The following is a 13,688-nucleotide window of genomic DNA, read 5'->3' on the forward strand; positions in this document are numbered from 1 at the left end:
GGATTAACCCCGATAGACCGCCGCACTCCAATACTGGCTGCCGCTGCTCTTTTGACGAGTCCAGCCGTCTGCCTCCAATTGCTTGGCGATCATTCGATTCATCCAGCCATGCCCCAGCAGCAGGACCGGGCCATTACCGGCAAGTGCCTGCAGCCGTTGCGCTGCGCTGTTGGCACGCAGCTTCGCGGCACCTGCGGATTCAACTCGGCGTGAGTAGCCGCACAACCATAAGACCCGCAGGACAAACGCCCAGGTAAATGGCGAGAGCCTTGGCCATTTCCAGCGGCCATAAGGCAGTTGCGCTTCACAGAAAAGCGCGTCGACGATAGTGGGCTCCAGGCCTAGCGCCAGGGCAGAGGCCAACGCACGGGGCGCGGAGCTTGAAACGATGACCGTGGCGGTCGCGGCGAGCTGTTGGCTGGCATCCGGGGCGGGGTGATGAGTGATTTCCGAGCGGTCGTAGTGTTCGATCCAGTTTTTCATATCGAGCGCTGATACTTTGGCGGTCGCGCCCAGTTTTGGCTGGCCGTGACGCATCAGGATTATTTCTCTGGGCACGGTCTTTTGACGTCCTTGTGTTAGGTGCGTTTTGTTTGTGAGGCAAACGCCCTGCGGTTTTCAAACCAATCGTGATCGCGATACCACGTCACGGTGTCGGTAATGGTGCGCTCCAGCGTTCGGAAACGCACGCCGAGCTCTTGTTCACTTTTGCTGTGATTGAAACGGCTACGGCCTTCTTCTCGTACCAGCAGGCGCAAGGTAGCCATGCTCAGCAGAATGGGTTTGCGAGTAATACGCGCATAGAGTTCTTGCACAGCCGCCAAGGTGTATAGAAGAGGTAGAGGCAATTGTCGAGCAGGTGTCTTGACGCCGGCGATGCGGCCAAGGACAGGCACCAGCTCGCCCATGGTCAGGTGCCGGCCCGCCGCGAGATAGCGTTCACCTCGGCGTCCATGATCGGCAGCGGCAATCTGTGCCAATGCCACATCGCGGGCATCGACCACGGAAAAACTGCCGGGGACCAGCCCAGGCAACTTGCCGTTCACGACATCGTTGACCAATTGTCCCGAGGACGTTGGGCCAATGTCGGCGGGCCCCCACATCCACCCAGGCAGGACCATGCAGGCATGCATTTCAGGATGATCTTCCAGAAACGACAGGATGACGCGGTCGGCGAGGATTTTGCTGCGGTAGTAGTCATCGGCGTCGGCCTCGGCGCGCAAACAGGTTTCGTCGATGGATGTACCGGGCGGCCCGTCGAGCACGGCGATGGATGAGGTATGGATGAACCGTCGAATGCCAGCGCGAAAGGCCTGCTCAATCAGCTCCCGCGTACCGATGACATTGATCTTCTCCAGAGCTTTCCAGTGGCTGCCGCCCTTGTAGTTGTCGCGAAAGAAAGCCGCGGTATGAAACACCGTATCGCAGCCGTGCAACGCCGCTGCAAAGGCCTCGACATTGACCATGTCCCCGACGACCAGTTCTACACGCGGCAGGTTGCCGAACTGCAGTTCACCCTTGGCTCTTGATCGAACCAGGGCTTTGACTGCGTAGCCCCGAGCGATCAATTCCCGCACCAGATTGTTGCCCAACAAGCCCGTGGCACCCGTGACGAAGATGCTGTACATGGTTCAAACCCTTCCTGTTGTTTCGAGGGCGTGTAGATATACCGACCAGGCTCCTCGCGAAAAACAGCGCCTGCTGCATAATGGCTTTGCATATATGCAAACCAAGGGAAGGGACGGCGCATGGCGTTGCAAGCAAATTGGGATGATCTTCGTCTGCTGTTGGCGGTGTCGCGGCGTGGCAGCTTTCTACAGGCCGGGCAGTTGCTGGGTATAGCGCCATCCACGGTGTCCCGTCGTTTGACCCAACTTGAGCGGGCCCTGGGTGAGCCACTCGTGGAGCGGGGCGTTGAAGGGTGCCGGTTGACCCCACGCGGCCAATCGTTGCAGGAGGTTGCCCTGGCTGCGGAGGCGGGTTTGAGGCGCCAAGCCGTTACCAGCGTGTCCGAGCCGCACACCGAGCTATCGGGCAATGTCGTGGTCAGTGCCGGGGAGGGGTTTTCTTCCAGTGTGCTGGAGGCTGCCAGTCGCTTTACATCCCTGCACCCGCAATGCTCGGTGGAGTTGCTGGCAACGGCCGACTTTCACAAGATCGTCCGCGGAGCGGCAGACATTGCCGTGCGTACAGCCCATCTGGGCGAGCCGTCGCTGATTTATCGGCTCATCGGCAGGCTCGCTTACGGTGTCTTCGCCGATGCCAGTTACCTGGAGCGCTTTCCCGGCATGACGCTGGCCAGCGCGGGCAACATTGCCCTGCTTCCGCCGTTGGACATGTTGCCGCAAATGCGTGCGGCAAAAGCTGCGGGCCTGGAGCGGGCGCAGATCAGTGTGAACTCTTTCGCCGTACAGCTTGAGTCGGTGCGACGCGGCATGGGCGTGGGCGTGTTGCCGCGCATTTTGGCGAAGGACCTGGTCGAGGTGTTTCCGCAGATCGAGCTTCCAGACCTGGAGGTTTATCTGGTGACCCGGCCTCAGGCATTGAAGCAAGCCCACATCAAGTGTTTCTTTGCCCTGTTGGAGCGAGTGTTGATCGAAGCCGCGACCCGGGAGGGAGACGACGGCTATTCTTTGGGCGAGCGCCCCGGGCTGCGCGCCTGAGGCGACCTGAAGGTTGGGCGGGATCCCGTTAAGGATCCCACCTGACAGATCACCCGGTGCCCAGCTTATGCACCTCGCGGATCCGTATTCACCCTTGCTTCGCCCCCCCACCAATCTGCCAGACATACGGCGGCTCGGTGCCGTTGATTTCCCAGTCGCCAATGATGCGCTCCTTGTAGATCAGCGGGTTGTGCGAGGCGGCGGTGCGGGCATTGCGCCAGTGGCGGTCGAGGGCCTTGCTGGTGCTGGTGGCGGACGCGCCAAGGGCATTGAACAGGTCGCTGGTGGCGCGTAGCACCAGGTCGGAGATCACCACCTGGGCCTGGGCGGATTCCAGTTCGGCGGCGATGTTGGCGGTGTGCTCGGTCTCGGCGTTACGGCCAAAGCGGCTTTCGTAGGCGCGTTGCGAGGCGCCTGCAGCTCGCAGGGCAGTGGCTTCGGCGGCGTAGACCTGGGCCGAGGCCTTGCCGACCACTTGCTGCACTTGCACGTCCTGGCTCACTGGACTGGCGTTGCCGGTGCTGAAGATCCGCGTGCGTTTGTTCACCTGCTCGGTGATGTCGCGCACGGCCGCGCGGCCGGAGCCGGTCAGCACGGCCAGCAGGACCAGTTGATAGAACGCCGTCTGGTACTTGAAGCGGGTGGCGAAGTCGATGAGGTTTTCCGGCTCGACCACTGCATTCTCGAACACCGACGTTCCGCTGCCCGTGGTGCGTTGGCCAAAGCCATCCCAATCGTCGCTTTGCTTGACGCCCGGCTGGTGAACATTGACGGCAGCGATCACGTCGGTGCCGTTGTCGTCACGCTGGGCATAGAGGTCGATCCAGTCGGCAAAAATACTGCCGGTGCTGTAGTACTTGGTGCCGTTGACGACCCATTGATCGCCTTGACGGGAAACCCGGGTACCGACTTCGCCGATTTTTACCGTGCCAATTTCAGTCCAGGCATTGCCCACCAGGTCACCCTCGACGAAGCGCTTGAACCAGGTGTCCTGCGCGCTGCTGGCGTGGGCGTTGAGGCGGTCCTCGACAAAGGCAAAGTGTCCGCGCAGGGCCTGGGGCAGGTTGGAGTCGGCTTCGGCCAGCTCGATCAGCAGTTGCAACAGCTGCGGCAACGAAGCCCCGGCACCGCCGAACTCGACCGGCACGCGCACGGCGCCAAAGCCGGCTTCCTTTAACCATTTCACTTGTTCGAAGGGCAGGCTGCGGGTCTGCTCACGCGCCAGCGCGCCGGCCTGGATGCGCGCAAAAATCGGCCGAAACCGTTCGGCCAAGGCCTCGTAGTCGGTGCCGGTGGACAGGATCGGCGGCAGGTGTTGTTGCTGTGCGGTCATGGTGGTGTTCCTTTTGATGACAAGAGGGCGGGCAGGGCAAAGACCTGCCGTTGCCGGGAGCCATTGCACGGTCCATGCCTGCCGCCGAGGGCCCGCAAAACCTGGGTGTGCGCAGTACTCATCAACGAACGGGCTGTCGGTCTGCGGACAATCTGTTGCGTGGCTGTGTGCTGGGCAACAGTCGCTGGCAGGGGCAACGACGCCCTTAGGTGTTGGCCAGGCAACAGCGGAACAACAGCTTGTCTGTCGGGCGACAGCGCGGAAACAGCATGTGTTTTTAACTGATTGATTATTAAGGAAATAACAAGGTGGCACGGTTGCTGCTCTAGCCCTTGTGCAGACGCTGAGACGGCGTCTACCGGCATGAGGTAAGTGATGAACAAGCAATTCAAAGTGGTGGCGGTGTCAGGCAGCGTGCAGCAACCCTCGCGCACCCTGGTCCTGCTCAATGCACTGGTGGAAAAGCTCGGGCAGCAACTGCCGATCGAGGTGCGCTTGATCGAGCTGGCCAGGATCGGTCCGCAGTTCGCCGGCGTGCTGCGTCGCGAAGCGTTGCCCGCCGCCGTGCAAGAGGACCTGCAGGCCATTGAAAGCGCTGATCTGCTGATTGCGGCGAGCCCGGTCTATCGGGCGTCGTACACCGGCCTGTTCAAGCACCTATTTGATTTCGTTCATCACGAAGCCCTGAAAAACGTACCGGTGCTGCTTGCCGCGACGGGCGGTTCGGATCGTCATGCGTTGATCATCGATCACCAGTTGCGGCCGCTGTTCGGGTTCTTCCAGGCCCTCAGCCTGCCGGTGGGGGTCTATGCCTGCGAAGCCGATTTCACTCACTACCAGGTTTCCAGCGCGCAGGTGCTGGACCGCATCGAGCGCGCTGTCGAGTCAGCGCTGCTGAGCCTTGCACCGGATGCTCGGCGCAGCGCTGCTTGACCAATTAATTCATTTCAACGAGCCGTGGAGACATGCAATGAGCCAGGACACGATCAAATTTGCTTACTGGGTGCCCAATGTCAGCGGAGGGCTGGTGGTCAGCAAGATCGAACAGCGCACCGACTGGGGAATCGACTACAACCGCAAGCTTGCGCAAATCGCTGAGGCGGCGGGCTTCGACTATGCCTTGTCCCAGGTACGCTTTACCGCCGGTTACGGTGCCGAATACCAGCACGAGTCCGTGGCCTTCAGTCACGCCTTACTGGCCGCCACCACACGCTTGAAAGTCATCGCAGCGGTATTGCCGGGGCCGTGGACGCCATCGGTGCTGGCCAAGCAGATCGCGACCATCGACCAGCTGACTGGCGGCCGTGTGGCGGTCAACGTGGTGTCCGGCTGGTTCAAGGGCGAGTTCACCGCCATTGGCGAACCGTGGCTGGAGCACGATGAGCGCTATCGCCGTTCCGAAGAGTTCATCACGGCGCTCAAGGGCATCTGGACCACCGACAACTTCACCTTTCGCGGGGACTTCTACCGCTTCCATGACTACACCCTCAAGCCAAAGCCACTGCAGCAGCAACCGGAAATCTTCCAGGGCGGCAGCTCCCGTGCCGCACGGGACATGGCCGCGCGTGTTTCCGACTGGTATTTCACCAACGGCAATACGGTTGAGGGCATCAAGGCCCAGGTCGACGACATCCAGGCGAAAGCTGCGGCCAACAACCACAAGGTCAGGGTCGGGGTGAACGCGTTCGTCATCGCTCGCGATACCGAGGAAGAGGCGCGCGCGGTACTGGCCCAGATCATCGACCAGGCCGATCCCGAAGCGGTCAATGCCTTTGGCGATGCGGCGAAACAGGCCGGCAAGTCCAGCCCGGAAGGCGAGGGCAACTGGGCCAAATCCAGCTTCGAGGACCTGGTGCAGTACAACGACGGCTTCAAGACCAACTTGATCGGTACACCGCAGCAGATTGCCGAGCGCATCGTCGCGCTCAAGGCCGTGGGCGTCGACCTGGTGCTTGCCGGCTTCCTGCACTTCCAGGAAGAAGTCGAATATTTCGGTCGCAAGGTCCTGCCGCTGGTGCGTGAACTGGAGCAACGCAAAGTGGCGGCCAGAACGGCAGCCGTCGCTTAAGGGCAGGAGGGATCATGGGCACGCTCATCGACACACCGCACGAGATTGCGACCAGTTTGCCCCAGTGGCTGCAGCAGCAGGCGCACTGGCATGGCTCGGACGTCGCCCTGCGCCATAAGCACCTGGGTATTTGGCAGGCGCGAAGCTGGCGGCAACTGGCCGACGAGGTGCACAGCCTGGCGAACGCCTTGCAGTCCCTTGGTTTTTCGGTGGGCGCGACCCTGACGATCATCAGCCGTCCCCGGCCACAGGCGCTGCTGGCCGCGTTGGCGGCGCAGTGGCTGGGGGGCGTGGCGAGCCTGCTCGATCCGTTGGACGGGTCGACCCCGTCACTGCTCGATGAGTTGCAGCCGGATTTCGTACTGGCCGAAGGACAGGAGGAGATCCTCCGTCTGCGCGATGCTCAGGTCGCTCCGCGCGTCCTGATATATGTCGACAGACGTGGCCTGGCGGAGGGCGTGCCGCTCGATCAAGCGCTGGATTACTCGGCATTGGTTGCCCAACCGTCGCCCTCTGAACTGGCGCCGCAAGCGCGATCGCTCCATACGGCTTTTGTCTTCTACCGCCGGGGCCCCCAGGCCATCGAGCAGCAACGTATCAGCCACGCCGAGCTGTTGCAGGAAGGTCGGCGCCTGGTGCAGCGCGAAGGGCTGGGGCGGCAGGAAGAAGCACTGGCAGCCCGGGCTTTCGCCTCTGGCGGCCAGGCCCGCTACTTGTTGGCGCCTTGGCTGATAGCCGGTTTTCGCCTGAATTTTCCAGAGAACCTGGCCACCCGTGATCGCGACCGACGTGAGTTGGGTCCAACGCTGGTGGCCGGGACGCGGGAAACCTACGCGCGCTTGCACAGGTATGCGTTGGAGCGTTTGCCTGAACCGGGCAGTGGCCAACGCCGGCTGGTGGATTGGGCCTTGGTAACGCCCTCGAACCTATTGCAACGGTATCTGGGGCACTGGCTGGTCCGTGGGCCGTTACGTGACGTCCTGGGGTTTTCTCGCACTCGGGCCCCATTGCTGGTCGGTGAACCATTGCCGCCCGAAACCCAGGCATTTTTCGACGCCTTGGGGATCAAGGTTCGCTATTGGCGCGATTCGCCCCAGTGGGATGCGCCCACGATAACAGCGAAAACAACCACCGATGACTGGATCGAGCGTCATTCGCAACTGGCCTGAGAGGAGGCGCCCCATGACACAGACGGCCACCACGCACCTGCTGGAGCTGGAGCATATTTCACTGTCGTTCAAAGGCGTCAAGGCGGTCACCGACATCAGCTTTCGTGTGGCCACTGGTGAGATCTGCGCCTTGATCGGCCCCAACGGTGCCGGCAAGAGTTCGTTGTTGAATGTCATCAGCGGCGTGTACCACGCCCAGGACGGGCGCATACGGTTTGACCGGCAGGAGCGGCGCAGGATGCGTGCCCACGATGTGGCCGTGCGCGGCATCGCCCGCACGTTCCAGAACATCGCGCTGTTCAAGGGCATGAGCGTGCTCGACAACGTACTCACCGGCCGCAGTCTCAAGCGACGCAGCACCTGGGTTGAACAGGTCCTGCGAATCGGCCGGGCCAGGGCCGAGGATGATGTCCAGCGCGAAGCGGCGGAGCGGGTCATCGAGTTCCTGCACCTGCAGCCCTGGCGCGACGTGCTGGTTGGCAAATTGCCCTATGGCTTGCAGAAACGGGTGGAACTGGCCCGTGCGCTGGCGGCGGAGCCCCGGCTGTTGCTGCTGGACGAGCCCATGGCCGGGATGAATGCCGAGGAGAAGCAGCAGATGAGCCGCTTCATCGTCGACATCAATCGGGAACTGGGCACGACCGTGGTGTTGATCGAGCACGATATCGGCGTGGTCATGGGCATCAGCGATCACGTGGTGGTGCTCGATTACGGTCGCAAGATCGGCGATGGCTCGCCCGAAGAAGTACGGCAGAACCCCGAGGTCATTTCGGCTTACTTGGGCACTCGCCACTGACATTGATCATTCGACGCTTTCCCGTCAGGGAAGGCAGGCAAGTTGCGCCCGCAAAACAGGAACAGGCATGGAATTTTTCTTTGAAGTATTGATTGGCGGGCTGTTGGCGGGGGTGATGTACGCCTTGGTGGCCATCGGGTTCGTGCTGATCTACAAGGCCTCAGGCGTGTTCAATTTCGCCCAGGGCGCGATGGTGCTGTTCTCGGCGCTGACCTTCGTCAGCCTGCTGGAGCGCGGCGTGCCGTTCTGGCTGGCGTTCCTCATCAGCCTGGCGGCGATGGTGCTGCTTGCGGTGGCGGTGGAGCGCGTGGTGTTGCGCCCGTTGGTCAACCGTTCGCCCATCACCCTGTTCATGGCCACCCTCGGACTCTCCTACGTCATCGAAGGCTTCGCCCAGGCGCTGTGGGGCGCCCAAGTGCATGGCCTGGAGCTGGGCATCAGCGACGAACCGCTGGAACTGGGCGGGATGTTGTTGTCGCAGTTCGACATTTTTGCCGCGCTGACGGCGGCCGGGTTGGTGTTGCTGTTGTCCTGGCTGTTCAACAAGACCCGGCTGGGGCTGGCGTTGCGGGCGGTGGCCGACGATCCACTGGCGGCGTTGGCCGTGGGCATCCGCTTGCAGCGGGTCTGGGTGGTGGTGTGGGCGGTGGCGGGGTTTGTCGGGCTGGTCGCCGGCCTGCTCTGGGGCGCGCGCCTGGGTGTGCAGTTCTCGCTCTCGCTGGTGGTGCTCAAGGCCTTGCCGGTGCTGATCATTGGCGGCTTTACCTCCATCAGCGGGGCGATTGTCGGTGGGCTGATCATCGGCGCCTCGGAAAAGCTGGCGGAGGTGTACCTCGGGCCCTTCATCGGCAGCGGCATCGAGAACTGGTTTCCCTACGTGCTGGCACTGCTGTTCCTGCTGGTGCGTCCGGCGGGGTTGTTTGGCGAACGGGCCATCGAACGGGTCTAGGGGAGGTGCATCATGTTGTATCGAGAAGCAGGCCAGTTCAGCACACGCTATGCCCAGGATCGCCGGGTCTTCGCCCTGCGCCAGGACCGTCAGGGGCTTGCCGCACTGTTGCTGTTTGCCTTCGTCGCGGTGCCTTGGCTGGGCAACGACTACTGGTTCAGTGCGATCCTGATTCCCTTCCTGGTGCTGTCCCTGGCCGGGTTGGGGCTCAACCTGCTGACTGGCTATGCCGGGCAGTTGTCCCTCGGTTCCGCGGCGTTCATGGCGGTCGGGGCCTTTGCCACCTACAACCTTGAAGTGCGTGTCGCGGCCTTGCCGTTGTTGCTCAGCATTGCGCTGGGCGGGTTGACGGCGGCCTTGGTGGCGGTGCTGTTCGGTCTGCCGAGCCTGCGTATCAAGGGCTTCTATCTGCTGGTTTCGACCTTGGCGGCGCAGTTCTTCGTGACCTGGGCGTTGACCCGCTTCAGCTGGTTTTCCAATAACAGCGCCTCGGGCGTGATCAGCGCGCCGCGCCTGGAGGCCTTCGGGGTGAACCTGGACGCGCCCGTCGGTCGCTATCTGTTGACCCTGACGGTGGTCGTGACGCTGTTCTGGCTGGGCAAGAACCTGGTGCGCAGCGAATTGGGGCGCAACTGGATGGCGGTGCGTGACATGGACACCGCCGCCGCGATCATCGGCATTCCCTTGGCGAAAACCAAGTTGCTGGCGTTCGCCATCAGTGGGTTTTTCCTCGGTGTCGCGGGCGCGCTCTGGGCCTTCACGTACCTGGGCACGGTAGAGCCCCATGGATTCGATCTCAATCGGTCGTTCCAGATCCTGTTCATCATCATTATTGGTGGTCTCGGCAGCCTGTTGGGCAACTTCCTCGGCGCGGCCTTCATCGTCCTGTTTCCTGTCTTGCTCTCTAACCTGGTGTCGCTGCTGCCCGGCGGCCTGGTCGATGCCGGCCAGGTGGAGAACCTGCAGAAGATGATATTCGGCGCCTTGATCATTGTGTTTCTGATCAAGGAACCAGAGGGCCTTGCGCGCCTCTGGCAGACATTTCGCGAGCGCGCGCGGCTGTGGCCGCTGCGCTACTGAGCGAACCGCACCACGCGGGTTTGCAGTTCCATTCTGTTGGCTTATCACTGGCTTCATTACAAGGAAAATCCGATGTTCAAACGATCATTCGCCAGCAGCCTGGCGTTAGTGTTCAGCCTCACCGCCGCCGCCTTCACAGTCCAGGCGGACAACGAACAGTATTTCCCGCTGCAAAGCTACCGCGTCGGCCCTTATGCGGCCGGTGGGACCGGCTTTTTCGGCGGCTTCATCGACTACCTCAAATACGTCAACGCCAACGGTGGCGTGAACGGCGTCAAGCTGACCTGGAGTGAATGTGAAACCGAGTACGTGGTGGAGAAAGGGGTCGAGTGCTATGAGCGCCTGAAGAAGGGCTTGAACGGCGCGCCAGCGGCGGCCACCAACCCGCTGTCGGTGGGCATCGCCTACGCCACGCTGGAACGCTCGACAGCGGACAAACTGCCGCTGATCACCATCAACCACGGTCGCACGGATTCCACCGACGGCAGCGTGTTTCCCTACGTCTTCCCGTTGCAGCTGAACCCTTATTCCGAGGTGTCGGCGATCATCAACTACATTGGCCAGCGGGCGGGTGGGCTGGACAAACTGAAGGGCCTGAAGATCGTCACCCTGTATCACGGCTCACCCTACGGCAAGGAAACCAATGAGGTGTTGCAGACCCTGGCGGACAAGTACGGCTTTGTGCTGACCCTGCTGGAGGTTCCGCATCCGGGCAACGAGCAGCAGTCGCAATGGCTGAATATCCGCCGGGAAAAACCCGACTGGGTGATCTTGCGCGGTTGGGGCGTGATGAACCCGGTGGCGCTGAAAACCGCGCAGAAGGTCGGCTTCCCGGCTGACCACATCATCGGCAATATCTGGAGTAACTCCGAGGATGACGCCGCGCCGGCCGGTGCCGCGGCCAAGGGCTTCATCGCGATCACCACGCACCCGTCGGGCACCGATTTCCCGGTGTTGCAGGGCATCAAGCAGCAAGTGGTCGATGCCGGCAAGGGCGACCTGGCCGACCCCAAGCGTTTCGGCACCGTGTACTACAACCTCGGTGTGGTCAACGGCATCCTCAACGTCGAAGCCGTGCGCATTGCCCAGCAGAAATTCGGCAAGCAACCGCTGACCGGCGAGCAGGTGCGCTGGGGCTTCGAAAACCTCAAGCTCGACGACGCCAGACTCAAGGAACTGGGGGCGTTGGGGCTGGTGCAGCCGTTGCAGTTGTCTTGCTCGGACCATGAAGGCGGTGGCGCGGTGCGCTTCCAGCAATGGGACGGTACTCAGTGGAAGTTGATCAGTGACTGGGTCCAGGCCGACCGCGCCTTGTTGCGGCCGATCATCGAAGCTTCTTCGCATCAGTACGCCCGGGAAAAAGGCATTACCCCGCGCGATTGCAGCAAGGAATCCTGAGGCATCGCGGCGACCCGGGCGCTGGCGTCCGGTCGCTACCCGAAGAGGCGAAACCGCATGACGACGAACGCACCGATCCTGCAGATCGACGATATTGAAGTGCTCTACGAACAGACCATCCTGGCCGTGCGCAGCGTGTCGCTGAACGTCGCCAAAGGGCAGGTCGTGGTGCTGCTGGGCGCCAATGGCGCGGGTAAAAGCACCACCTTGAAGGCGGTCTCCAATCTGGTGCGCGCCGAACGGGGCGAGGTGGTGCGGGGGCGGATCGTCTATCAGGGACAGGAAGTGACCCACAGTGCCCCTCACACCTTGGCGGCCAATGGCCTGGTGCAAGTGCTGGAAGGTCGGCATTGCTTTGCCCAGTTGACCGTGGAGGAAAACCTCTTGGCGGGCGCGCTGGCGCGGCGGGTTCCGCGCCGCCAGCTCCTGGCCAGCCTGGAGCGGGTGTATGGGCATTTTCCGCGCCTGAAACTGCGGCGTAAAAGCCTGGCCGGCTACACCTCGGGCGGCGAGCAACAGATGATCGCGATAGGCCGCGCGCTGATGGCCGAACCGCAGTTGGTCTTGCTGGACGAGCCGTCGATGGGGCTGGCGCCGCAGATCGTCGAGGAAATCTTTGAAATCATCCGCCAGCTCAATCAACGCGATGGCGTCAGTTTTCTGATCGCCGAACAGAACATCAACATCGCGCTGCGGTACGCCCACCATGGCTACGTGTTGGAAAGCGGCCGTGTGGTCAGCGAAGGCAGCGCCGAACAACTGGCGGCCCGCGACGATATCCAGGATTTTTATTTGGGCGCGCAAGCGAGAGGGCAGGAAGCTGCCGGGATTGAAGAGCAGCGCTCCCCATAAACGAGCACACCGCCGAGTTGCTGTTGTGGCGAGGGAGCTTGCTCCCGTTGGGCTGCGCAGCAGCGCCAAACCAGCGACTGTGGTGTGCCAGGTTGATCGTATTCAGATTCATTGGGGGCGCTTCGCACCCCAGCGGGAGCAAGCTCCCTCGCCACGGGGGGAACTCAGGTAGATAGGTTGATCACCCTACCATCCTGTGTGCTCAACGTTGAACGACGTTTGTTGACCACCAGCTCACCAAACCTGATCAGCAATGTACGGGTGACGTTACGGCTCAGGCCCAGCAAGCTGGCCGTGTGCACCTGATTGCAATTGGCGTAGCGGTAGGCAGCACGCAACAGCGCTGCTTCGACCTGCTCATGGAGGTTGCCGTGCTCCTGCTCGAGCAGTTTCTCGAAGGCCTTTTGCAACAATGCCTCTGCGTTTTGTGGGACGCATTCCTGCGGGTTGTCCTGCCGCTCGATGCGAAAGTTCGACAGGTGCAGGTCCTGCACACCTATCACGTTGTTGCGGCAAATCAACAGCGTGTGATGGATGACGTTTTCCAACTCGCGGATATTCCCCGGCCAGGAATAATCGAGCAATTTGCGCTGCGCCTGGGCGTCCAGCGTGACCTCGCCGTGACCCAGCCGACGGCTGTACTCGGCAATGAAGTGGCGTATCAACGGCAAGATGTCGCCAGGGCGTTCACGCAGGGGCTTGAGCACCAGGCTGACCACGTTCAGGCGGTAATACAGGTCTTCGCGAAAGTGCCCGGCGTTGATGGCTTTTTCCAGCTGCACGTTGGTGGCCGCCAGTACCCGCACATTGATCTTGATGCTCTTGCGCGAGCCCAGGCGGACCACTTCGCGTTCCTGTAGCACCCGCAGCAGCTTGACCTGGATCGGCAGCGGCAAGTCGCCAATTTCATCGAGGAACAGGGTGCCGCCGTCGGCCTCTTCGAACCAACCGGCCTTGGCCGTCAACGCACCGGTAAAGGCGCCTTTTTCATGGCCGAACAGCTCGGCCTCCACCAGCGTCTCGGAAAACGCCCCGCAGTTGACCGCCACAAACGGCTTGTCGCGACGAGCACTGAGGTTGTGTACATGGCGAGCCACCAGTTCTTTGCCGGTACCGGTCTGGCCGATGATCAACACACTGGCGTCACTGGGCGCCACTTGCTGCAAATGGGCCAGCAGCGCCTGTGAGGTTGGGTCTGCGAAGACTTGGGCGGTGGCCCGAATCGAGGTGGCCAGGCCGGGAGAGGGGGGAAGCGTGAGAAGCTGCATGACGGTGGCCCGTTAATGAATTGCAATGACTGAGGGAGGTGAGTGCCAACGCGCCTTGATGGCGGCGCAGCGCGAGCCAATTAGCCTAAGACTTAATCTAAATGATCTAAAA

The 13,688-nt window shown here is 61.8% G+C and carries 13 protein-coding genes; 9 read left to right on the forward strand and 4 right to left on the reverse strand.

Going from position 1 to position 13,688, the window contains the following annotated elements; translation table 11 throughout:
- Positions 1-3: 3 nt before the first annotated feature.
- Both QNH97_RS12055 and QNH97_RS12060 read right to left on the reverse strand, forming a co-directional pair.
- Positions 4-537 carry a histidine phosphatase family protein gene (locus tag QNH97_RS12055; RefSeq protein ID WP_283557471.1) on the reverse strand — a complete coding sequence of 178 codons (534 nt, stop codon included), beginning with the start codon at positions 535-537 and terminating at the stop codon, positions 4-6.
- 41 nt (positions 538-578) lie between these two features.
- The gene (locus tag QNH97_RS12060; protein ID WP_283557021.1) at positions 579-1,628 is read right to left on the reverse strand and encodes an SDR family oxidoreductase; all 1,050 of its coding nucleotides are present in this window, start codon (positions 1,626-1,628) and stop codon (positions 579-581) included.
- Positions 1,629-1,748: 120 nt separating this feature from the next.
- On the opposite strand from QNH97_RS12060, the gene QNH97_RS12065 reads away from it, so the two are divergent.
- On the forward strand, positions 1,749-2,663 hold the full coding sequence (locus QNH97_RS12065; protein ID WP_283557022.1) for a LysR family transcriptional regulator: 915 nt from the start codon (positions 1,749-1,751) through the stop codon (positions 2,661-2,663).
- A gap of 88 nt (positions 2,664-2,751) precedes the next feature.
- On the opposite strand, the gene QNH97_RS12070 is transcribed toward QNH97_RS12065, so the two are convergent.
- Positions 2,752-3,996, reverse strand: coding sequence for an acyl-CoA dehydrogenase family protein (locus QNH97_RS12070; RefSeq protein WP_283557023.1), 1,245 nt, complete (start codon positions 3,994-3,996; stop codon positions 2,752-2,754).
- A 375-nt stretch (positions 3,997-4,371) separates the two neighbouring features.
- On the opposite strand from QNH97_RS12070, the gene msuE reads away from it, so the two are divergent.
- The 8 genes from msuE to QNH97_RS12110 all read left to right on the forward strand — a co-directional run bounded on the left by msuE (position 4,372) and on the right by QNH97_RS12110 (position 12,308).
- Positions 4,372-4,929, forward strand: a complete 558-nt coding sequence (gene msuE, locus QNH97_RS12075) for an FMN reductase (protein WP_283557024.1) — start codon at positions 4,372-4,374, stop codon at positions 4,927-4,929.
- Positions 4,930-4,966: 37 nt separating this feature from the next.
- Positions 4,967-6,064, forward strand: a complete 1,098-nt coding sequence (gene sfnG / locus QNH97_RS12080; RefSeq protein WP_283557025.1) for a dimethylsulfone monooxygenase SfnG — start codon at positions 4,967-4,969, stop codon at positions 6,062-6,064.
- Positions 6,065-6,078: 14 nt separating this feature from the next.
- Positions 6,079-7,233, forward strand: a complete 1,155-nt coding sequence (locus tag QNH97_RS12085; protein ID WP_283557026.1) for an AMP-binding protein — start codon at positions 6,079-6,081, stop codon at positions 7,231-7,233.
- A gap of 13 nt (positions 7,234-7,246) precedes the next feature.
- Positions 7,247-8,029 carry an ABC transporter ATP-binding protein gene (locus QNH97_RS12090; protein ID WP_283557027.1) on the forward strand — a complete coding sequence of 261 codons (783 nt, stop codon included), beginning with the start codon at positions 7,247-7,249 and terminating at the stop codon, positions 8,027-8,029.
- A gap of 67 nt (positions 8,030-8,096) precedes the next feature.
- On the forward strand, positions 8,097-8,978 hold the full coding sequence (locus QNH97_RS12095) for a branched-chain amino acid ABC transporter permease (protein ID WP_283557028.1): 882 nt from the start codon (positions 8,097-8,099) through the stop codon (positions 8,976-8,978).
- Positions 8,979-8,990: 12 nt separating this feature from the next.
- A complete protein-coding gene (locus QNH97_RS12100) occupies positions 8,991-10,058 on the forward strand; it encodes a branched-chain amino acid ABC transporter permease (RefSeq protein WP_283557029.1) in 1,068 nt (355 codons plus the stop codon).
- A gap of 72 nt (positions 10,059-10,130) precedes the next feature.
- A complete protein-coding gene (locus QNH97_RS12105; RefSeq protein WP_283557030.1) occupies positions 10,131-11,456 on the forward strand; it encodes an ABC transporter substrate-binding protein in 1,326 nt (441 codons plus the stop codon).
- A 57-nt stretch (positions 11,457-11,513) separates the two neighbouring features.
- Positions 11,514-12,308 (forward strand): ABC transporter ATP-binding protein, encoded by a 795-nt coding sequence (locus QNH97_RS12110; protein ID WP_283557031.1) that lies wholly within the window; start codon positions 11,514-11,516, stop codon positions 12,306-12,308.
- A gap of 164 nt (positions 12,309-12,472) precedes the next feature.
- Here the strand turns inward: QNH97_RS12110 and QNH97_RS12115 are convergent, their stop codons facing one another.
- A complete protein-coding gene (locus QNH97_RS12115) occupies positions 12,473-13,576 on the reverse strand; it encodes a sigma-54 interaction domain-containing protein (protein ID WP_283557032.1) in 1,104 nt (367 codons plus the stop codon).
- Between the last annotated feature and the right edge of the window lie 112 nt (positions 13,577-13,688).

It is taken from the genome of Pseudomonas sp. G2-4 (assembly GCF_030064125.1).
Taxonomy (GTDB): Bacteria; Pseudomonadota; Gammaproteobacteria; order Pseudomonadales; family Pseudomonadaceae; genus Aquipseudomonas.